Origin of the sequence: Arsenicicoccus dermatophilus, assembly GCF_046267915.1 — a bacterium.
In the GTDB taxonomy this organism is placed as follows: Bacteria; Actinomycetota; Actinomycetes; order Actinomycetales; family Dermatophilaceae; genus Arsenicicoccus; species Arsenicicoccus dermatophilus_A.
Window position 1 is genome coordinate 665,353 of the sequence record NZ_CP176520.1, and the last position, 17,748, is coordinate 683,100.

Sequence of the window (17,748 nt, forward strand, 5' to 3'; positions counted from 1 at the left end):
CGGCTCAGCCGTGGCCCGGGTCCCCGGCCAGGTCGGTGCCGCCCGCCGGCTCGTCCGGCCCGGTCAGCTCGTCGAAGCGGTAGCCGACGTTGCGGACCGTCCCGATCGCCAGGTCGTGCTCCGGCCCGAGCTTGGCGCGCAGCCGCCGCACGTGGACGTCCACGGTGCGGGTGCCGCCGAAGTAGTCGTAGCCCCAGACCTCCTGCAACAGCTGGGCCCGCGTGAAGACGCGTCCGGGGTGCTGGGCCAGGTGCTTGAGCAGCTCGAACTCCTTGTAGGTCAGGTCGAGCACCCGCTCGCCCAGCCGAGCGGTGTAGGCCGCCTCGTCGATCGTCAGCGAGCCGGAGCGGATCGGCACGTCGGCCGGGTCCTCCGCGGTGGCGCGACGGGTCGTCGCCAGTCGCAGCCGCGCCTCCACCTCCGCCGGACCGGCCGTGTCCAGCAGGATCTCGTCCAGGCCCCACTCGGCGGTGATGGCGACCAGCCCGCCCTCGGTGAGCACCGCCACGAGCGGCGCGGTCGTCCCCGTCGCCCGCAGCACCCGGCACAGGCCGCGGGCCGAGGCCAGGTCCCGGCGGGCGTCCACCAGCACCGCGTCGCAGCGCGGGGCGTCCAGCAGCGCCGAGGCCTGCGCCGCCAGGACCCGCACGTGGTGCGGCAGCAGGGCCAGCGCGGGCAGCACCTCGGCGCTCGCGGCCGGCGGGTCGGTGAGCAGCAGGAGCAGGGCCATGGTCCGAGGAGCGTATGGCGACCGGCTCCGCTCGCGCGGGATGCGACCATGGGGTGAGCACCGTCCGCACGACCGAGGAGAGCCGTGGTCAGCGCGCACACCGTCGAGGTGAGGTACTGGGCCGGGGCCCGGGCCGCCGCCGGGGCACCGTCCGACACCCTGACCCTCGCGGCGGGTCCGCGCACGGTCGCCGACGTGCTGGCCGCCGCGGTCGAGGCGCGACCCGCCCTCGCCCCGGTGCTCCCGGCCTGCAGCATCCTCCTCGGTGGCCGCGCGGTCGCCCTGGACGCCCCGGTGCCGTCCGGTGGCGTCGTCGAGGTGCTGCCGCCCTTCGCCGGCGGGTGATGGCAGGATGCGCGACGTGACCTCACCCGACGCCTCCCGTCGCCGCGAGCTGAGGCAGCACGCGAGGCGGTTCGCCCGCCCCACCACCGTGCGCGAGCTGCCCGCGCGCAGCCTGGTCGCCCTGGCCGCGGTCGTCCTTGCGGTTCTGCTGGCGGTGGCCGGGAGCGCCCGGGGGGCCGCCGGCCCCGTGACCGTGGGCGCCGTCGCCCTGGCCTTCGCGGTGCTCACCGCCGGCTGGACCCGGCTCGTCGGGCTGCCGAGCCGCAAGGGGACCGTCATCACGGTCGGCATCACCGCGGTGCTGCTCCTCGCCTCCGTGGCGCTGCCCCGGGACGGCGCGAGCCTGCGCTGGGTCCCGGCCGCCCTGGCGCTGGGGGTCGTGTCGGCCTTCCTGCACCAGCTGCTGCGTCGCGACGGCCGCCCACGCGTGGTCACCTCCCTGTCGGGCACCCTGCTCGCCCTCGCCCTGCTCGCGTCCGGGGTCACCTGGGTGGCCGTCCCGGGCCTGCCCGGGGGCGGGCGGGGGTCACTGCTCGCCTGCACCGCCCTGGCGGTCGCCACCCTGGTGGAGTGGCTGCTGCACCGGGCGCGCCGGTGGCCGGCGATCGTGCCCGGGGCCGTCGTCGCCGGCACCGGGGCGGCGCTCGCGGTGGCCGCGCTCGTCGGATCCTCGCTGCCGGCCGCGGTCCTGCTCGGCGTCGCCTGCTCCGGGCTCGGTGTCGCCACCCGGGCCCTGATGGCGCCGTTGCCCACGCTGGTCGCCCACCGCGCCCAGCTGGTGAGCGGGGTGGTCTCGGTGCTGGTGTGCGGCCCGGCGGTCGAGATGGTCACGCGCCACCTGCTGGACTGACCAGGGACTAGCATCGACCCGTGCCCTTCGAGATCCCCACGGACCTGCCCGCGCCGCTGCTGCCCCTCGCCTGGATGATCGGGCGGTGGGAGGGTGTCGGCCTGTTCTCCTACCCGACGATCAGCGAGGGCCGCTTCGGCCAGGAGCTCGAGATCACCCACGACGGGCGTCCTTTCCTGGAGTGGCGCTCGCGCACCTGGGAGCTCGACGAGGCGGGGACCACGATCCGGCCGCGGGCGACCGAGGTCGGCTACCTGCGCCCGACGGGCGAGGAGAGCAAGGAGTGCGAGCTGCTGCTCGCCCACCCGACCGGCATCGTGGAGATGTACTACGGGACCGTCGAGCCGGCCCGGCTGATGATGAAGACCGACGGCGTGCTGCGCTCACCGGAGGCCAAGGACTACTCCGCCGGCTCGCGGATGTACGGCTACGTCAACGGCGAGCTCTTCTGGGCCATGGACATGGCCGCCGAGGGGCAGCCGTTGCAGACCCACGTGTCCGCCCAGCTCAAGCGGGTGCCGTGACCGCAGCGGCGGGGGACCCCCGGCGCCAGGTCTCACCGCTCCTGCGGCGCCCCGACGCCGTCGCGGGTGAGCGCGAGGACGCGGGCGTCGCCGCGCACTACGGCGACCCCATGCGCGAGCAGCGCCTCCTCCTCGAGGGCCTGGCGGCCGTGGACCTGTCGCACCGCGGCGTCGTCACGGTGACCGGTCCGGACCGCCTGTCCTGGCTGCACTCGCTCACCACCCAGCAGCTCACCGGCCTACCGCCGCGCACCTCGGTGGAGGACCTGGTGCTCAGCCCCACCGGGCACGTCGAGCACGCGCTGCACCTCGTCGACGACGGCGGGACCACCTGGATCACCGTGGAGCCGGGCACCGCCGGGACGCTGGTGGCCTGGCTGCGGCGGATGCAGTTCCTGCTGCGGGTCGAGGTCGACGACGTGACCGAGGCGTATGCCGTGGTCGGGGAGCCCGTCGACGCGGAGGGCGCCGAGGGCGAGCCGCCCACCTGGCGCGACCCTTGGCCGCACCTGGGGCCGGACACCGCGGCCTACGGCCCCGTCGAGGGCCATCCCGGCGCGGACCGTCGCTGGCGCGAGGTGGTCGTGCCCCGTGCCGAGCTCGCCGACCGGCTGGCCGACCGGTCGCTCGCCGGCACCTGGGCCGCCGAGGCCCTGCGGATCGCCGCCTGGCGGCCGCGGCTCAGTCACGAGACGGACCACCGCACGATCGTGCACGAGGTGGACTGGCTGCGGACGGCGGTGCACCTGCACAAGGGCTGCTACCGCGGTCAGGAGACCGTGGCCCGGGTGCACAACCTGGGGCGACCACCGCGGCGGCTGGCCTTCCTGCACCTGGACGGCTCGGGTCACCTGCTGCCGGAGCGCGACGCGCCCGTGGAGCTGGACGGCCGCGTGGTCGGTCGGCTGAGCTCCGTCGCCCGGCACCACGAGGACGGCCCGATCGGTCTGGCGGTGCTCAAGCGTTCCACCCCCGTGGAGGCCGACCTGACGATCTGCGGCATCGCCGCCGCCCAGACGCAGATCGTGGCTCGATAACCCCCTGGACCCGCAGGATCTGCGGCCTGTGCCACGATGGCGGCATGTCTGAGTCCACCCTGATCACCGTGGCCGCGACGGGCGCGGAGTCCACCAAGGCCGACGTCCCCACCCTCCCGACGACGCTCGCAGAGCTCGTCGAGACCGCGCAGCGCTGCGAGGCGGCGGGGGCCGGTCTGATCCACGTGCACATCCGCGACGACCAGCACGAGCCCACCCTCGACGTGGGCCGGCTGCGCGAGACCGTGGCGGCGCTGCGCGAGACGACCGACCTGGTGGTGCAGCTGTCGACCGGCGGCGCCATCACCGACCCCTTCGAGGCTCGCCTGGCGGTCCTGGACGCGGACCCCGACTCCTGCTCGCTCACCTGCGGCAGCACCAACTTCGGCGACGGGATGTTCCTCAACCCCCATCCCTTCATGCGGGACCTCTACGTCCGCGCCCAGGAGCAGGAGGTCGTGCCGGAGTTCGAGATCTTCGACCTCGGCCACGCGCACGCCCTGGGGCGGTTGATCGAGGAGTGCGGACTGCCGTACGGCGGAAGGGTGCACTGTGACCTCGTCCTCGGTGTCCCGGGCGCCGCGCCGGCCACGCCGCAGGCCCTGCTCGCCTGCGTGGCCGCCCTGCCGGCCGAGGTCACGTCCTGGTCGGCGACGGGCATCGGGCGGGGGCACCTGCCGATCATGGCGACCGCGGTCGCGGCGGGCGGTCACCTGCGGGTGGGGATGGAGGACAACCTGTTCCTCGCGCGGGGCGTCAAGGTCGAGCACAACGCCCAGCTGGTGGAGCGGGCGGCCCGGCTGGCCGAGCTCATGCAGCGCCCGGCCATGTCGCCGGCGGACGCCCGGGAGCTGTTGCAGGTCAAGGACAAGCGCGCCCGCTGACCGGGCGGGGCGTCGGGCGGACCGGGTCACGGCGCGCACGGTTGACCTCTGCTTGCAATCGCAAGCAGACTGTCCGTCATGGGACGGTTACCTGTCGCTCGGCTGCCCGGGCCCGACCTGGGGGCCTACCTGCGCGAGCAGCGGGTCTCCGCCCAGCTGAGCCTGCGGCAGCTGTCGGAGCTGGCGGGCGTCAGCAATCCCTATCTGTCCCAGATCGAGCGAGGGCTTCGCCGCCCCAGCGCCGAGATCCTCAACGCCCTGGCCGCCGGGCTGCAGGTCTCCGCGGAGTCGCTCTACGTCCGGGCCGGCCTGCTCGACGAGGAGGCGGCCCGGCCGGCGCGCTCCGACGTGGTGGCCGCCATCGAGGCGGACCCGGCCCTGTCCCCGGCCCAGCGGGCGTCGCTGATCGCCCGGTACCGCCGGATGGTCGAGCCGACGAGGTCGCCCGCCGGTCATGCCCGCACCCCGGCCCCCGGTCCGGCGGGCACCCCGCCCGGCACCCGCCGCCATACGTCCCGCAGCATCGTCACCACCACCCCGAGGAGCACGCCATGAGCAAGAAGTCGAAGGCCCCCAAGCAGCCGGCGGTCACGCCGGTCTACGCCGCCGTCGGAGCCGCCGACCTGGCGATCGAGCAGCTGAAGAAGACCCTCGCCCAGGTCGAGACCCTCGCCGAGACCATCCGCACCGACCTCGAGGAGCGCATCGCCAAGGCGAACGAGGAGGCCCACGACGCGGCGGTCAGGGCCGGCAGGGTCGCCCACGGCGCCCCCGAGCAGGTGCTCAACCAGGGGCTGACCGTGGCGAGCCTGGCGTCCCACGCGTACACCGAGATGACCCAGCGCGGCCAGCGCGTCGTGGGCCGCGGCGTGGCGGAGATCCGCGAGGACAGGCGGGTCCGGGCCGCTGCCGAGCGGGCCGAGGCGACCGTCAAGGTCGCCGCGTCCGTGCGGGGCCTGGCCGACAAGACCCGAGGCCACGACAAGGACACCGCCGCCGTGACCGTCAAGGACACCGCCGCCGTGACCGTCAAGGGCGCCGTCGTCGAGGGCGAGGGCGCCCAGACCGCCCCGGTCAAGAACGTCCGGGCCGTCGCCAAGGACGACAAGGCCGAGACCCCCCGCCCGCCGCGCAAGCGCACGGCCAAGCGCGCCACCACGATCGAGGACGTCGAGACCACCCCGGCCACGGCGAGCAAGCGGCCCTCCCGCGCCTCGGTCGCCGGCAAGGCCACAGCGATGCGGTCCGCCACCACGATCGCCGACCTCGAGGAGGGCGCACAGGCAGACACCCCGGCGGTCACCAGGGCCGCCCGGGCGCCGCGCCGCCCCCGCACCGCCGGGGCAGACGCGTCGTCCGCGACCACCGGCACCTCCCGTGGGCAGGTCGAGGCCCCGGACGTCGAGGCTGCCGCGCCGTGACCGGCCGAGTAGGGTCGGAGGGCTGACCGCCCTCCGACCCCTCGCCCCACCTGGAGCTGCCGTGCGCGCCGTCATCACCCGAGTCACCGCCGCGAGCGTCGTCGTGGCGGGCGAGGTGGTCGGGCAGATCACCTCGCCCGGGCTCCTCGTCCTGCTGGGCGTCACCCACGACGACGGCCCCGACCAGGTCGCGGCCATGGCCCGCAAGATCACCGAGCTGCGGATCCTCGACGACGAGCGCAGCGTCCTCGACGCGGGCGCCCCGGTGCTGGTGGTCAGCCAGTTCACGCTGTACGGCGACACGCGCAAGGGCCGTCGCCCGTCCTGGTCGGCGGCCGCCCCCGGGCCGGTCGCGGAGCCGCTGGTCGACGCCGTGGTGGCCGCGGTCCGCGAGCGCGGGATCCACGTGGAGACGGGCCGGTTCGGCGCGATGATGGACGTCGCGTCGGTCAACGACGGCCCGTTCACCGTGATCGTGGACGTCTGACGGCTACGCTGCCGGGGTGCTCGCCGATCTCTCCTTCACCCTCCAGGGCCTGATCACCTCGGCCCTGATGCTCGCCGCCGTGGTCGGCGCCCTCGTCGGCCTGGGCCAGGTGCTGCGGACCCGCGAGGACGCCTTCCGGGCCGCGGGCAAGCTCACCAAGGCCGGGTGGGGCGCCATCCTCGGTGGGTCGGCCCTCGTGGTCTTCGCCTTCGGGCCGCTCAGCCTGCTCGGTCTGGTCGCCGTGGTGGCGATCATCGTCTACTGGGTCGACGTACGGCCGGCGCTGCGGGCCGTGCTGGGCGCGGGCCGCTCGGACGGCCCCTACGGCCCGTGGTGACGACCTTCGTCGAGGGTCCGGCCGGGCCGCTGGAGGTCCTGACCGTGGGGCGCGGCGACCCGGCCACGGTGTTCGCGCACGGGGTGGGGGCGGCCATCGAGTCCACCCGCCCGTTCGCCTCGGGGGTCCGCGGGACCCGGACCTTCTTCCACTTCCGCGGGCACGGCGCCTCGGTGACGCCGGACCTGCCGTGGACCTACGCCGACCTCGCCGACGAGCTGCGCGCGGTGGCGGACCACGTCGGGGCGACCCGGGCCCTGGGCGTGTCCCTGGGGGCGGCCGCGCTCCTGCGGCTGCTGACCCGGACCCCGGACCGCTTCGAGCGGGTGGCCCTGGTCCTGCCACCGGCCCTGGACGAGCCGCGTCGCGGCGCGGCCGTCCACGAGGTGCACCGTCTGGCCCGCCGGCTGGCGGAGGGGGACGCGGAGGCGGCCTACGAGCTCTTCGCCGGTGACATGGGCGCAGGGGCCGGGGCGGGTGGTGCCGCGGGCGCCGCCGACCGGTGGGCCCGGTCCATGGCCGACGCCGTCACGGACGGCCGGGTCAACCGCGCCGGCCTGGCCCGCGCGCTGGCGACGATGCCAGGACAGGCGGCGGTCGGGTCCGCCTCCGACCTGGCTGCCGTCGCCTGCCCGGTGCTCGTGCTCGCCCAGGAGGACGACGAGGTGCACCCCGCGCAGGTGGCCCGCCGCCTCGGCGAGGTGCTCCCGCAGGCCGAGGTGCACGTGCTCCCACCGGGCGGCCTGCTCTGGGCGCACCGCGACGAGGTCCGCCGCCTCGTCAGCGGATTCCTAGGCGGCTGAGGGCTCCTCGCGGCAGGTCTGCTCGCGGGTCGCGGGCACCAGCACGAGCGCGAGGAGCGCGAGCGCCCCCACGAGCAGCAGGGAGTGCAGCACCCCCACCCGGCTGCCCAGGAACCCGAGGAAGGGCGGCCCGGCCAGGAAGGCGAGGTAGCCGATGGTGGACACGACGCTCACCCGGGCGGCCGAGCGGCGCGGGTCGTCGGACGCCGCGGACATGCCGACGGGGAAGCCGAGGCTCGCCCCCACGCCCCAGATCGCGGCACCGACATACGCCAGGACGGGCCCGCCGAGGACCACGAGGAGCGAGCCCACGGCCGCCAGGACGAAGAGCACCCGCAGCACCGGCACCCGGCCGTGCCGGTCCAGGGCGGCGGTGCCGAGCAGCCGACCCACCGTCATGGCCGTCAGGAAGACCGCGAAGCCCAGGACCCCTGCCCACTGCGGCAGCTCGTAGCCGTCGACCAGGGCCACGGCCACCCAGTCGTTCGCCGTTCCCTCGGTGAGCGCCGCCACGAGCACGACCACGCCGACGAGCAGGGTCCGCCGCTCGCGCCAGGCCGACGCCGCGGAAGGACGCCCCTCGTGGTGCTCGGCCTCGCCGCCCGGGACGAAGCCCCGCACCGCCAGCGCCCCGAGCAGCGGCCAGGCGGCCGCGACGGCGAGCAGGTGGGTCCACACCGGGACGTGCAGGTAGGCCAGGCCCGCGGTGACCAGCGCCATCAGGACCGTGCCCGCGGAGAAGGCCGCGTGGAACCACGGCATGATCGCCCGGCCCAGGTGCTGCTCCACGGCGGCGCCCTCGATGTTCATGGCGACGTCCCAGCTGCCGATCCCCAGCCCGACGAGCGCGAAGCCCACCCCGGCGAGGGGCACCAGGTGCAGCAGGTCGGTCGCGACGCCGAGCGTGGCCAGGCCGACGACGAAGACCGCCAGGCCGGCGAGCACGGTCCGCGCCGCCCCGATCCGGCTCGTGATCGCGCCGGCGAGGGGCAGACCCACCAGGGAGCCCACCGAGCCGCACACGAGCAGGGCGCCGAGCGTGTCGGGCTCCAGGTGCAGGGCGGCCCTGATCGCGGGGATCCGCGAGGACCAGGTGGCGAAGCCCATGCCGTTGACGGCGAAGACGGCGGCGACCGCCCACGCGGCGCGGCGGGCGGACTCGGGGGTGACGGTGGTCATCGGGCCGGGGGTGGCGCAGCTGCTGGGCACGGCGTCCTCTCGCGCGGGGTGGTGAGGCCAACCTAGCGAGTTCCCTGGTCCTTCCCGGTCTGCTCGAAGCCTCCGCCCAGCGCGGGGATCTAGGTTCCCCGGATCACCGGAACGGATCGACCCGGGGCGAGGGCCCCGGCGCAGGGGGGGAACCAGCATGACGTCACGACCGCTCGGGCGGCTGCTCGCCACGATCGCCGCCTACTACGCCGTCAGCGCGACCGGGTTCGCGCTCCTGGCGCGGGCGGGGATCGAGTACTCCGACCCGCGCATCACCTGGGCGGCGCTGCCGCAGATGCTCGTCCTGGCCGGGCTCGTGTGGTGGGTGCAGCGCGGCGCCTGGCCACCGGTGAGGTCCCTGCTGCGTCGCGGCCCTGACGGCACGGCGGTGCACCTGCTGCCCCTGGCCGCCGTCCTGACCGTCGTCGTGGTCTGGGTGGAGGCCCTGGCCCGGGGGATGTTCTCCCCGGTGCTGATCAGCTCGGCGGTCCTGGCCCTGCTCATCGGGTTCGCCGAGGAGGGGATGTTCCGCAAGTACCTCCTGGACGCGGCCGGGCCGACCTGGCGCTCGCTGGTCGGGTGCACCGTCCTGTCCGTCGTCAGCTTCGGAGCGGTCCATCTGGTCAACGTGACCGGCGGTATGCCGCTGTCGGCGGCGGTGGGCCAGTCCGTCGGGGCCCTGGGCTTCGGGGTGTGCTTCGCCGCGCTCTACCTCGGCACCCGCAACATCTGGGCCCTGGTCGCCTGGCACGCCACCGTGGACTTCGGCTTGTTCGCCGCCCATGCGGGCGACCTCTACAGCCCCGGGCTGATCGGCCTGCTGGTGGACGCGATCGTGATCGTCTCGCTGCTGCTGCTCGTCGTGCGGGCCTGGCGGCACCGGGCGAGCTGGCGCTCGTGGCCGGCGCTGGCGGCGGCCCGGGCCTGACGCCACGACGGCCGGCCCGGCCCCGCGCACGACGGGCCGGCCCGGAGCACGACGGGAGACCCGCGCACGACGGGAGACCCGCGTTCAGGAGGGGGCCACGGCCGCCCACGCCACGGTCAGCTCGCCCAGCCGCCACCGCGCCGGGCCGTCGAGCACCGGCCAACCCTGGTCGCGGAGCGCGCCCGCCGTCGCGAGGAAGCGCTGGCGCGCGCCGTACGACGCGAGCGGCGCCTGCCGGGCCCACTGCGCGTCCACCGCCGCGAGCCACCGGTGCACCCGCTCCCCGGGGACGTTGCGGTGGATCAGCGCCTTGGGCAGTCGCTCGGCCACGACACCGGGTCGTTCCAGGCCCCGCAGGCGCCAGGAGCAGGTCAGGGAGAGCGGGCCGGACCGGTCCAGGGCGACCCAGGACGCGAGCCGCCCGATCTCGTCGCAGGTTCCGTCCACGAGCACGCCCTCGGGCGCGAGCCGCGCGCGCAGCCGCGCCCAGGCCGCGGGCACCGCGGGCTCGTCGTACTGCCGCAGCACGTTGAAGGCCCGGATGACGGTGGCGGACTCGCCGTCCAACGGCACCTCGAAGCCGCCGAGCCGGAAGCTCAGGCCCGGCCGCTCCAGCGGGAGGGCCTGCGCCACGCGCGCCGGGTCGATCTCGATCCCCACGACGCGCACGTCCGCCCGCACCCGCACCAGCCGCGCGTGCAGCTCGACCGCCGTGACGGGGGAGGCGCCGTACCCCAGGTCGACCGCCACCGGTGCCGACGCCGCCCGCAGCCGCCACGCCGCCGGTCCGGCCAGCCAGCGGTCGTTGCGCCGCAGGCGGTTGGGGTTGGTGGTCCCCCGGGTGACGGTGCCGATGGGGGAGTGCCTGACCACCGCACCAGACTAGGCGGGCGACCTGGACGGGTGGTCCCACCGGGAATACCGGGGGGTAGGTCGGGGGTTTCCGTCGGTGCGTCGACCCACGGAGGACCCATGTCGCAGCTGCACCGGATCGCGATGCTGAGCGTTCACACCTCGCCCCTGGCGACGCCCGGCAGCGGGGACGCGGGCGGGATGAACGTCTACGTCGCCGAGACCGCCCGCCGCATCGCCCGCCGCGGCGTCGAGGTCGACATCTTCACCCGCGCCACCAGCGGCCGGATCCCGGTCTGCGTCCCCCTCGAGGACGGCGTGACCGTGCGCCACGTGACGGCGGGGCCCTTCGAGGGGCTGGGCAAGCTCGACCTGCCCGGTCAGCTGTGCGCCGTCACGGCGGGCGTGATGCGCGCCGAGGCGATGGCCCCGGAGGGGCACTACGACCTCGTCCACTCCCACTACTGGCTGTCCGGGCAGGTGGGCTGGCTGGCCGCCGAGCGGTGGCAGGTGCCGCTGGTGCACACCATGCACACCATGGCCAAGGTCAAGAACCTCTCGTTGGCGCAGGGGGACTCGCCCGAGCCTCCGGGTCGCGAGATCGGCGAGGAGCAGGTCGTCGCGGTCGCGGACGAGCTGGTGGCCAACACCGAGACCGAGCGGCGCGAGCTGGTCGAGCTCTACGACGCCGACCCCGACCGGGTCGCGGTGGTCCCACCGGGCGTCGACCTGGAGACCTTCCACCCGGCGCCGCAGCCCGAGGCCCGGGCCCGGCTGCGCGGCCTGGGTCAGGACCTGCCCGACGACGCCGTGCTGCTGCTCTTCGTCGGCCGGATCCAGCCGTTGAAGGCGCCGGACGTGCTCGTGCGGGCCGCGGCGGAGCTGCTGCGCCGGCGGCCCGGGCTGCGGCCGCGCCTGAGGGTGGCGGTCCTCGGCGGGGACAGCGCCGGGGGGTATGGCGATCCCGACCACCTGCGGCGCCTCGCGGACGACCTGGGGATCGCCGACCGGATGGTCTGGCACCACCAGGCCACGCGTCCGGAGCTGGCCGACTGGTTCCGCGCCGCCGACGTGGTCACCGTCCCGAGCCACAACGAGTCCTTCGGGCTGGTGGCGATCGAGGCGCTGGCGTGCGGCGCCCCTGTCGCGGCGACCCGGGTCGGGGGGCTGCCCACCGCCGTCGGCGACGCGGGGCTGCTGGTCCCCGGGCACGAGCCGGCCGCCTGGGCCGACGCCGTCGCCGCGCTGCTGGACCACCCCGACCTGCCGGGCCTGCGCACCCGCGCCGCCGCTCACGCCCGAGGCTTCTCCTGGGAGCGCAGCGTGGACCGGCTGCTGGAGGTCTACACCACCGCCGTCGGGTCCCACCACCGCCGTACCCTGGCCTCATGACCGACGCACCGCGCTCCCCGGCCACCGTCCTCGCCGTCGTCGAGCGGTTCTGCGAGGAGCAAGGGCTGGAGTGCGAGCCGGGCGCCCGCGCGGGCGAGCTCGTCGTGACCCTGCCGGGGGAGCGCAAGCTGCAGACGGTCGTGTCGCTGCTGGTGGGCTCGCGGGGGATGACGGGCAGCGCCTTCGTCATCCGCAACCCCGACGAGGCCCACGAGGAGTTCTACCGCGCCCTGCTGCGGCGCAACCTGCGGCTGCGCGGGCTGGGCTACGCGATCGACGCGAGCGGCGACGTCTACGTCACCTCCCAGGTCCCGCTGGGTGCCGTGGACGACGGCTACCTGGACCAGCTCTTCGGCGCGGCGCTGGAGGCGGCCGACCGGCCCTTCGACGAGCTGCTGGAGATCGGCTTCGCCACGAGCATCCGCAAGGAGTGGGCGTGGCGGCTCAAGCACGGCGAGCCGACGCACAACCTGGCGGCCTTCGCGCACCTGCGACCCGCGGACGCGCCGGACCCCGACGGTCGGGGCGACGCCACCCCGGGTGAGCGGCCGGGCCCCACCCGATAGGGTCGGGGGCATGACCTACACGCTGATCCTGCTCCGCCACGGCGAGAGCGAGTGGAACGCCAAGAACCTCTTCACCGGCTGGGTCGACGTCGAGCTGTCCGACAAGGGTCGCGCCGAGGCCGTCCGCGGCGGCGAGCAGATGCGCGACGCCGACCTGCTCCCGGACGTCGTCCACACCTCGCTGCTGCGTCGCGCGATCAACACCGCGCACACCGCGCTCGACGCGTGCGACCGCCACTGGATCCCGGTCAGGCGCGACTGGCGCCTCAACGAGCGCCACTACGGCGACCTGCAGGGCAAGGACAAGAAGCAGACCAAGGAGCAGTACGGCGAGGAGCAGTTCATGCTGTGGCGTCGCTCCTACGACACCCCGCCGCCGCAGATCGCCGACGACAACGAGTGGTCGCAGGCCGGCGACGCACGCTACGCCGGGCTCGGCGACGCGATGCCCCGGACCGAGTGCCTCAAGGACGTCGTCGCCCGCATGGTGCCCTACTGGGAGTCCGACATCGTCCCCGACCTCGAGGCCGGCAGGACCGTCCTCGTGGCCGCCCACGGCAACTCGCTGCGCGCACTGGTCAAGCACCTCGACGGCATCTCCGACGAGGACATCGCAGGGCTGAACATCCCGACCGGCATGCCGCTGGTCTACCGCCTCGACGAGTCGATGAGGCCCACCGTCCCCGGTGGTGAGTACCTCGACCCGGAGGCCGCCAGGGCTGCGGCCGAGGCGGTGGCCAACCAGGGCCGGTGATCCCGGTACGACGAGAGCCGCGCACCTCCCGGTGAGGTGCGCGGCTCTCGTCATACCTGCGGCTGCGCGCGGGGGACGCCGCGGGCGGGCGTCAGCAGCCGGTCGGCATCACTGGTCGTCGTCGCCGGCGTCGACGCCGAGCAGGTCGGTGCTGGAGTGCCACTCGCCGGTGACGAGGTAGACCACGCGCCGGGACACCGAGACGGCGTGGTCGGCGAACCGCTCGTAGTAGCGGCCGATGAGGGTGATGTCGACGGCGGCCTGGACGCCGGCGTTCCACTGGCCGCCCAGCAGGTGCTCGAAGACCTGGCGGTGCAGGGCGTCCATCTCGTCGTCCGCGGTCTCCAGTGACAGGGCCGCCTGGACGTCCTTGCCGGCGATGATCGAGCCGGTCTGGGCGACGATCTTCTCGGCGGCGTGGCCCATCTGCGTGATGGTGCCGCGCAGCTCGGCCGGCACGGCGGACTCGGGGTAGCGCAGGCGCGCGACCTTGGCGACGTGGCGGGCGAGGTCACCCATCCGCTCGAGGTCCGCGCTCATGCGCATCGCGGTCACGACCATGCGCAGGTCGGTGGCCACCGGCTGCTGGCGGGCGAGGAGGTCGACCGCGGTGTCGTCGAGCTCGCGGCGGATCGCGTCGATGGCCTCGTCGGCCTCGATGACGGACTCGGCGAGCGTGAGGTCGCCGTCGAGCAGAGCGGTGGTGGCGCGGCTGATGGCCGATCCGGTGAGGCGGGACATCTCGACGAGGCGGTCGGAGATCCTGTCGAGCTCCTCGTGGAACTGGTCGCGCATGGGTTCCTCTCGATGCTGCTGGTGTGTGCCCACGGCCGAGGTCCGGCTGCGTGACGGGGGGGCTGGGGGACCGATCGTAGTCCGCGGGGGTCCGCGCACGTCAGACCGCCGCGGCGGTCCAGGCCCGACGGTGCCACCCCCGTCCACGCGCCACCCCCAGCGGCGCGTGAACGAGCCGAGGATCGCACGTGAACTCTTGGCGATCAGCGACGAGGAAGGCCGTTCCGGGCGCCTGCAGGACCCCGCGGGGAGGCATGCTCGTCCGGGACCGGCTCGCCCAGGCGTCCGGTCTGCGTATTCTCGACCGCGTGGATCCCGTCACGTCCGGCACCAGCCCCTGGGGGGCGGTGCTGCACCGGATCGTCTCGCGCGCGCTCCGCAGCGACCCATGGAAGGCACCCGAGGACATGACCCCCCGCCGCAGCACCGCTGCCGACGGCGACGAGCTGCAGCCCGGTGTGGAGAACGTCCTGGCGGTGCTGCGCTCCATCGGCATCGTGCTGGACGACTCGGACGCGGTGGTTCGCTCCACGCAGGCGGCCGTGCAGCACGGTCTGGTCCGTGAGGGGGAGCTGGTCCACCGCGCGCTGCTGGAGATCGCCCGCGAGGTCCGGGTGAGCGGGCGGATCCACGAGTCCGAGCTCGACCTGCCCCGAGGTCCCCTCGGCCGCGGCCGCATGGTGGTGCTGGTCCGCGCCGCCCGCCTGGCGACGGGGCACGTGCTGCTGCTGGTCGAGGACCGCACGCACGCCAACCGCGTGGACGAGGTGCGCCGCGACTTCGTGGCGAACGTCTCCCACGAGCTCAAGACACCGGTCGGCGGGCTGGTGCTCCTGGCCGAGGCCGTGCAGGACGCCTGCGACGATCCGCCGGCGGTGCATCGCTTCGCCAGCCGGATGAAGGTCGAGGCCGAGCGGCTCACCCAGCTGGTCAAGGAGATCGTGGACCTGTCCCGGCTCCAGGTGGCCGACACCCTCACCGAGCCGGTGCTCGTCGACGTCAGCGGTGCCGCCCAGGACGCGGCGGACCGGTGCCGGCTGGTGGCCGAGGGCAAGGACATCGGCATCGAGGTCACGGCCCCGCGCCCGGCCATGGTCTTCGGCGACCGCGAGCTCATCGTCACGGCCATCCGCAACCTGGTGGACAACGCCGTGGCCTACTCCGCCGAGGGCAGCCCGGTGCGCGTCGTCGTCGAGCGCCACCGCGAGCTCGTCGAGGTGGTCGTCAGCGATCTCGGTGCCGGCATCCCCGCCGACGAGCAGGACCGGGTCTTCGAGCGGTTCTACCGCGTGGACCCGGCCCGCTCGCGCTCCACGGGCGGCACCGGTCTCGGCCTGTCCATCGTCAAGCACGTGGCGGCCAACCACGGCGGCGAGGTGCGGCTGTGGAGCCAGGAGGGGCAGGGGTCGACGTTCACCCTCGCCCTGCCCTCCGCCGGCCTGTCCGACCTGACCGAGTCCTCGCCCCACGTGCCCGGACCGGTCGGACCCTAGGATCGAGAGCGCCGTCAGGCGAGCGAGGAAGGCACACCATGACCCGCATCCTGGTCGTCGAGGACGAGGAGTCGATCTCCGACCCCCTGTCCTATCTCCTGCGCAGGGAGGGCTACGACGTGGCCGTCGCCGCGACGGGGCCCGAGGCGCTGTCCCACTTCGACCGGGTCGGCACCGACCTGGTGCTGCTGGACCTGATGCTCCCGGGGGTCTCCGGCGTGGACGTCTGCCGCACGATCCGCCAGAAGTCCACGGTGCCGATCATCATGCTGACCGCCAAGGACAGCGAGATCGACAAGGTCGTCGGGCTCGAGCTCGGCGCCGACGACTACGTGACCAAGCCCTACTCCAGCCGGGAGCTGCTGGCCCGCATCAAGGCCGTCCTGCGGCGCATGACGGAGACCGACGAGCTGGTGCCCGCCAGCCTGGAGGTGGGGCCGGTACGGATGGACGTGGAACGGCACACCGTGGCCGTCGGTGGCGAGCCGACCGCGCTGCCGCTCAAGGAGTTCGAGCTGCTGGAGATGCTGCTGCGCAACGCCGGCCGGGTCCTGACCCGGATGCAGCTCATCGACCGGGTCTGGGGCAGCGACTACGTCGGGGACACCAAGACTCTCGACGTCCACATCAAGCGGCTGCGCGCCAAGATCGAGCCGGACCCGAGCCAGCCGGTGCACATCGTCACGGTGCGCGGGCTGGGCTACAAGTTCGAGGTCTGACGCCCGCGCCACGACGGGAGGGGGCCCTGGCATCGGCCAGGACCCCCTCCCGTCGTGCCTGCCGCCGACCGGACCGGCCGGGGCACCCGTCCCGTCAGGGGGTGGTGGTGGCGCTCGCGGTCGGGGAGGTGGTGTCGGGCACGACGGCCGTGGTGGGCGCGGCACCGGAGGGCGTGGGGGTGCCGGAGTCCGTGGCCGTGGCGGTGCCGGAGGCCGTCGCCGTGCCGGTCATCGAGGCGTAGGGGCCGATGGGAGCCAGCACGGGGACCAGGGGCTGGGCGTCGCCGCCGCCCCGGGAGGACACCACGACGTTGGTCATGGCGCCGGGCGCCACCGGGACCTTGGGCAGCGCGACCTTGCGCTCGGTCAGGGTCACCGAGGAGCCCGGGTCCACCGTGATCGACACCGGCGTCGACGCCTGGGGGAAGGAGAAGCTCACCGCAGCGGCCTGCTGGCCCTCGTTGACGACGAGCCCGTTCAGGTAGCCCGTCGCGTCCTTGGCCGAGGCCACCACGGCCAGGTTGCGCACCTGGACCTGCCCGACGGACATGTCGATCCCGTCGGCAGGGGCGTAAGAACGATCGGTCGTCTGGGGCGACATCTTGTTGCAGGCCGTCAGGCTCACGGCGGTCAGCGCGGCGGCGGCGATGGCCAGGGCGGCGCGGGGGACCGAGGTGGTGCGAGGCTTGGGCGTCGCCGTGGGGGTCGAGTCGTCGCGGATCACGAGGTCACCATATCCTCTGGCGCCAGGGTCGGCTCGCGGGCGCGCGCGCAGCCGCGGCCCCGGCGCCGGTCGACGACCGCCTTGCAGGAGCCGGCTCGGGGCGCGCGCACCCGGTCCGGCGTCGCACCGGGGGGTGGCGGGGTGGTGGCGGCTGGTCGCACCACGTCGGAGTCGGCAGGCCACCTGCCGTGGGCGACCCGAGGCCCGCTCCCTAGCGCCCGCCACGGCTGTCGTCAAGGCCCCTTGATCGTTCCCACCTTGGAATTCCGGCTCTCGTCAAGGCCTCTGACCTGCGGAAACGGCGCCGCCTCGACTTCTTTGCGCCCCCGGGACGTGATAGGATGAAGACCGCGAAAGGGGCTTGACTACATGGCGTTCAAGGTTGGAGAGACCGTCGTCTACCCGCATCACGGGGCGGCGCTCATCGAGGAGATCAACACCCGCACCATCAAGGGCGTGGACAAGATCTACCTGAAGCTGAAGGTGTCCCAAGGTGACCTGACCATCGAGGTCCCCGCCGAGAACTGCGACCTCGTGGGCGTCCGCGACGTCGTGGGGCAGGAGGGCCTGGACCGCGTGTTCGAGGTGCTTCGTGCGCAGCAGGCCGAGGAGCCGACCAATTGGTCCCGGCGCTACAAGGCCAATCTGGAGAAGCTCGCCTCCGGTGACGTGATCAAGGTCGCCGAGGTCGTCCGCGACCTGTGGCGTCGCGACAAGGACCGAGGCCTGTCTGCGGGCGAGAAGCGCATGCTGGCCAAGGCCCGCCAGATCCTGGTCTCCGAGCTCGCCCTGGCGGAGAAGACCGACGAGACCAAGGCCGAGTCCATCCTCGACGAGGTCCTGGCCTCCTGAGCCCCCGCCCTGCTGAGCCCGGCTCACCCCGTCCTCGAGGCCCGCA

22 protein-coding genes are annotated in these 17,748 nt (G+C 74.3%); 17 read left to right on the forward strand and 5 right to left on the reverse strand.

The annotated features are described in order from the left end of the window. Nucleotides 1-4 precede the first annotated feature (4 nt). Entirely contained in the window at nucleotides 5-730 is a 726-nt protein-coding gene (locus tag ACK2IS_RS03480) for a DNA-binding response regulator (protein ID WP_409484771.1), read from the reverse strand. A gap of 84 nt (nucleotides 731-814) precedes the next feature. On the opposite strand from ACK2IS_RS03480, the gene ACK2IS_RS03485 reads away from it, so the two are divergent. The 10 genes from ACK2IS_RS03485 (at nucleotide 815) to ACK2IS_RS03530 (ending at nucleotide 7,418) form a co-directional block, all read left to right on the forward strand. Continuing rightward, nucleotides 815-1,075, forward strand: coding sequence for a MoaD/ThiS family protein (locus tag ACK2IS_RS03485; RefSeq protein WP_409484772.1), 261 nt, complete (start codon nucleotides 815-817; stop codon nucleotides 1,073-1,075). 16 nt (nucleotides 1,076-1,091) lie between these two features. Next, nucleotides 1,092-1,925: a hypothetical protein gene (locus tag ACK2IS_RS03490; protein WP_409484773.1), complete on the forward strand. Its 834-nt coding sequence runs from the start codon at nucleotides 1,092-1,094 to the stop codon at nucleotides 1,923-1,925. 20 nt (nucleotides 1,926-1,945) lie between these two features. Continuing rightward, nucleotides 1,946-2,449, forward strand: a complete 504-nt coding sequence (locus ACK2IS_RS03495) for an FABP family protein (RefSeq protein WP_409484774.1) — start codon at nucleotides 1,946-1,948, stop codon at nucleotides 2,447-2,449. Then, nucleotides 2,446-3,486 carry a YgfZ/GcvT domain-containing protein gene (locus ACK2IS_RS03500; protein WP_409484775.1) on the forward strand — a complete coding sequence of 347 codons (1,041 nt, stop codon included), beginning with the start codon at nucleotides 2,446-2,448 and terminating at the stop codon, nucleotides 3,484-3,486. Before ACK2IS_RS03495 ends, ACK2IS_RS03500 begins: the two co-directional genes overlap by 4 nt. A gap of 44 nt (nucleotides 3,487-3,530) precedes the next feature. After that, a complete protein-coding gene (locus ACK2IS_RS03505; RefSeq protein ID WP_409484776.1) occupies nucleotides 3,531-4,370 on the forward strand; it encodes a 3-keto-5-aminohexanoate cleavage protein in 840 nt (279 codons plus the stop codon). Nucleotides 4,371-4,448: 78 nt separating this feature from the next. Beyond that, nucleotides 4,449-4,925, forward strand: a complete 477-nt coding sequence (locus ACK2IS_RS03510; protein ID WP_409484777.1) for a helix-turn-helix domain-containing protein — start codon at nucleotides 4,449-4,451, stop codon at nucleotides 4,923-4,925. After that, nucleotides 4,922-5,791, forward strand: a complete 870-nt coding sequence (locus ACK2IS_RS03515; RefSeq protein WP_409484778.1) for a hypothetical protein — start codon at nucleotides 4,922-4,924, stop codon at nucleotides 5,789-5,791. The genes ACK2IS_RS03510 and ACK2IS_RS03515 overlap by 4 nt, the downstream gene beginning before the upstream one ends. A gap of 61 nt (nucleotides 5,792-5,852) precedes the next feature. Further along, complete coding sequence (dtd, locus tag ACK2IS_RS03520) at nucleotides 5,853-6,278, forward strand: D-aminoacyl-tRNA deacylase (RefSeq protein WP_409484779.1); 426 nt, start codon at nucleotides 5,853-5,855, stop codon at nucleotides 6,276-6,278. Nucleotides 6,279-6,294: 16 nt separating this feature from the next. Next, nucleotides 6,295-6,615 carry a DUF2516 family protein gene (locus ACK2IS_RS03525; RefSeq protein ID WP_409484780.1) on the forward strand — a complete coding sequence of 107 codons (321 nt, stop codon included), beginning with the start codon at nucleotides 6,295-6,297 and terminating at the stop codon, nucleotides 6,613-6,615. After that, nucleotides 6,612-7,418 (forward strand): alpha/beta fold hydrolase, encoded by an 807-nt coding sequence (locus tag ACK2IS_RS03530; RefSeq protein WP_409484781.1) that lies wholly within the window; start codon nucleotides 6,612-6,614, stop codon nucleotides 7,416-7,418. Before ACK2IS_RS03525 ends, ACK2IS_RS03530 begins: the two co-directional genes overlap by 4 nt. On the opposite strand, the gene ACK2IS_RS03535 is transcribed toward ACK2IS_RS03530, so the two are convergent. After that, entirely contained in the window at nucleotides 7,407-8,597 is a 1,191-nt protein-coding gene (locus ACK2IS_RS03535; RefSeq protein WP_409484782.1) for an MFS transporter, read from the reverse strand. The genes ACK2IS_RS03530 and ACK2IS_RS03535 overlap by 12 nt on opposite strands. A 187-nt stretch (nucleotides 8,598-8,784) precedes the next feature. Between ACK2IS_RS03535 and ACK2IS_RS03540 the strand changes: the two genes are divergently transcribed. Further along, complete coding sequence (locus ACK2IS_RS03540; protein ID WP_409484783.1) at nucleotides 8,785-9,555, forward strand: CPBP family intramembrane glutamic endopeptidase; 771 nt, start codon at nucleotides 8,785-8,787, stop codon at nucleotides 9,553-9,555. 84 nt (nucleotides 9,556-9,639) lie between these two features. Here ACK2IS_RS03540 and ACK2IS_RS03545 read toward each other — a convergent pair whose 3' ends face one another. Continuing rightward, nucleotides 9,640-10,428: a class I SAM-dependent methyltransferase gene (locus ACK2IS_RS03545; RefSeq protein WP_409484784.1), complete on the reverse strand. Its 789-nt coding sequence runs from the start codon at nucleotides 10,426-10,428 to the stop codon at nucleotides 9,640-9,642. A gap of 99 nt (nucleotides 10,429-10,527) precedes the next feature. Here ACK2IS_RS03545 and mshA point away from each other — a divergent pair, with 99 nt between their 5' ends. The 3 genes from mshA to ACK2IS_RS03560 are packed head-to-tail and all read left to right on the forward strand — an operon-like array spanning nucleotide 10,528 to nucleotide 13,119. Further along, the gene (gene mshA / locus ACK2IS_RS03550) at nucleotides 10,528-11,799 is read left to right on the forward strand and encodes a D-inositol-3-phosphate glycosyltransferase (protein WP_409484785.1); all 1,272 of its coding nucleotides are present in this window, start codon (nucleotides 10,528-10,530) and stop codon (nucleotides 11,797-11,799) included. Further along, entirely contained in the window at nucleotides 11,796-12,365 is a 570-nt protein-coding gene (locus ACK2IS_RS03555) for a YbjN domain-containing protein (protein WP_409484786.1), read from the forward strand. Before mshA ends, ACK2IS_RS03555 begins: the two co-directional genes overlap by 4 nt. A 10-nt stretch (nucleotides 12,366-12,375) precedes the next feature. Further along, nucleotides 12,376-13,119, forward strand: a complete 744-nt coding sequence (locus ACK2IS_RS03560) for a phosphoglyceromutase (RefSeq protein WP_409484787.1) — start codon at nucleotides 12,376-12,378, stop codon at nucleotides 13,117-13,119. A 108-nt stretch (nucleotides 13,120-13,227) separates the two neighbouring features. Here ACK2IS_RS03560 and phoU read toward each other — a convergent pair whose 3' ends face one another. Continuing rightward, nucleotides 13,228-13,914: a phosphate signaling complex protein PhoU gene (gene phoU / locus ACK2IS_RS03565; protein ID WP_409484788.1), complete on the reverse strand. Its 687-nt coding sequence runs from the start codon at nucleotides 13,912-13,914 to the stop codon at nucleotides 13,228-13,230. A 308-nt stretch (nucleotides 13,915-14,222) separates the two neighbouring features. Between phoU and ACK2IS_RS03570 the strand changes: the two genes are divergently transcribed. Together ACK2IS_RS03570 and ACK2IS_RS03575 are read left to right on the forward strand one after the other, a co-directional pair. Beyond that, entirely contained in the window at nucleotides 14,223-15,407 is a 1,185-nt protein-coding gene (locus ACK2IS_RS03570) for a sensor histidine kinase (protein ID WP_409484789.1), read from the forward strand. A gap of 38 nt (nucleotides 15,408-15,445) precedes the next feature. Beyond that, the gene (locus ACK2IS_RS03575; protein ID WP_409484790.1) at nucleotides 15,446-16,126 is read left to right on the forward strand and encodes a response regulator; all 681 of its coding nucleotides are present in this window, start codon (nucleotides 15,446-15,448) and stop codon (nucleotides 16,124-16,126) included. 94 nt (nucleotides 16,127-16,220) lie between these two features. Here the strand turns inward: ACK2IS_RS03575 and ACK2IS_RS03580 are convergent, their stop codons facing one another. Continuing rightward, nucleotides 16,221-16,850, reverse strand: a complete 630-nt coding sequence (locus tag ACK2IS_RS03580; protein ID WP_409484791.1) for a hypothetical protein — start codon at nucleotides 16,848-16,850, stop codon at nucleotides 16,221-16,223. Between the two features lie 369 nt (nucleotides 16,851-17,219). Here ACK2IS_RS03580 and ACK2IS_RS03585 point away from each other — a divergent pair, with 369 nt between their 5' ends. After that, nucleotides 17,220-17,702, forward strand: coding sequence for a CarD family transcriptional regulator (locus tag ACK2IS_RS03585; RefSeq protein WP_409484792.1), 483 nt, complete (start codon nucleotides 17,220-17,222; stop codon nucleotides 17,700-17,702). Nucleotides 17,703-17,748: the final 46 nt, after the last annotated feature.

Bases quoted from the DNA above. Each gene is read 5' to 3' on its own strand.
- ACK2IS_RS03480 (WP_409484771.1), bottom strand. From the start codon at position 730: ATGGCCCTGCTCCTGCTGCTCACCGACCCGCCGGCCGCGAGCGCCGAG.
- ACK2IS_RS03505 (WP_409484776.1), top strand. From the start codon at position 3,531: ATGTCTGAGTCCACCCTGATCACCGTGGCCGCGACGGGCGCGGAGTCC.
- ACK2IS_RS03510 (WP_409484777.1), top strand. From the start codon at position 4,449: ATGGGACGGTTACCTGTCGCTCGGCTGCCCGGGCCCGACCTGGGGGCC.
- ACK2IS_RS03515 (WP_409484778.1), top strand. From the start codon at position 4,922: ATGAGCAAGAAGTCGAAGGCCCCCAAGCAGCCGGCGGTCACGCCGGTC.
- ACK2IS_RS03535 (WP_409484782.1), bottom strand. From the start codon at position 8,597: ATGACCACCGTCACCCCCGAGTCCGCCCGCCGCGCCGCGTGGGCGGTC.
- ACK2IS_RS03540 (WP_409484783.1), top strand. From the start codon at position 8,785: ATGACGTCACGACCGCTCGGGCGGCTGCTCGCCACGATCGCCGCCTAC.
- mshA (WP_409484785.1), top strand. From the start codon at position 10,528: ATGTCGCAGCTGCACCGGATCGCGATGCTGAGCGTTCACACCTCGCCC.
- ACK2IS_RS03555 (WP_409484786.1), top strand. From the start codon at position 11,796: ATGACCGACGCACCGCGCTCCCCGGCCACCGTCCTCGCCGTCGTCGAG.
- ACK2IS_RS03560 (WP_409484787.1), top strand. From the start codon at position 12,376: ATGACCTACACGCTGATCCTGCTCCGCCACGGCGAGAGCGAGTGGAAC.
- phoU (WP_409484788.1), bottom strand. From the start codon at position 13,914: ATGCGCGACCAGTTCCACGAGGAGCTCGACAGGATCTCCGACCGCCTC.
- ACK2IS_RS03575 (WP_409484790.1), top strand. From the start codon at position 15,446: ATGACCCGCATCCTGGTCGTCGAGGACGAGGAGTCGATCTCCGACCCC.
- ACK2IS_RS03585 (WP_409484792.1), top strand. From the start codon at position 17,220: ATGGCGTTCAAGGTTGGAGAGACCGTCGTCTACCCGCATCACGGGGCG.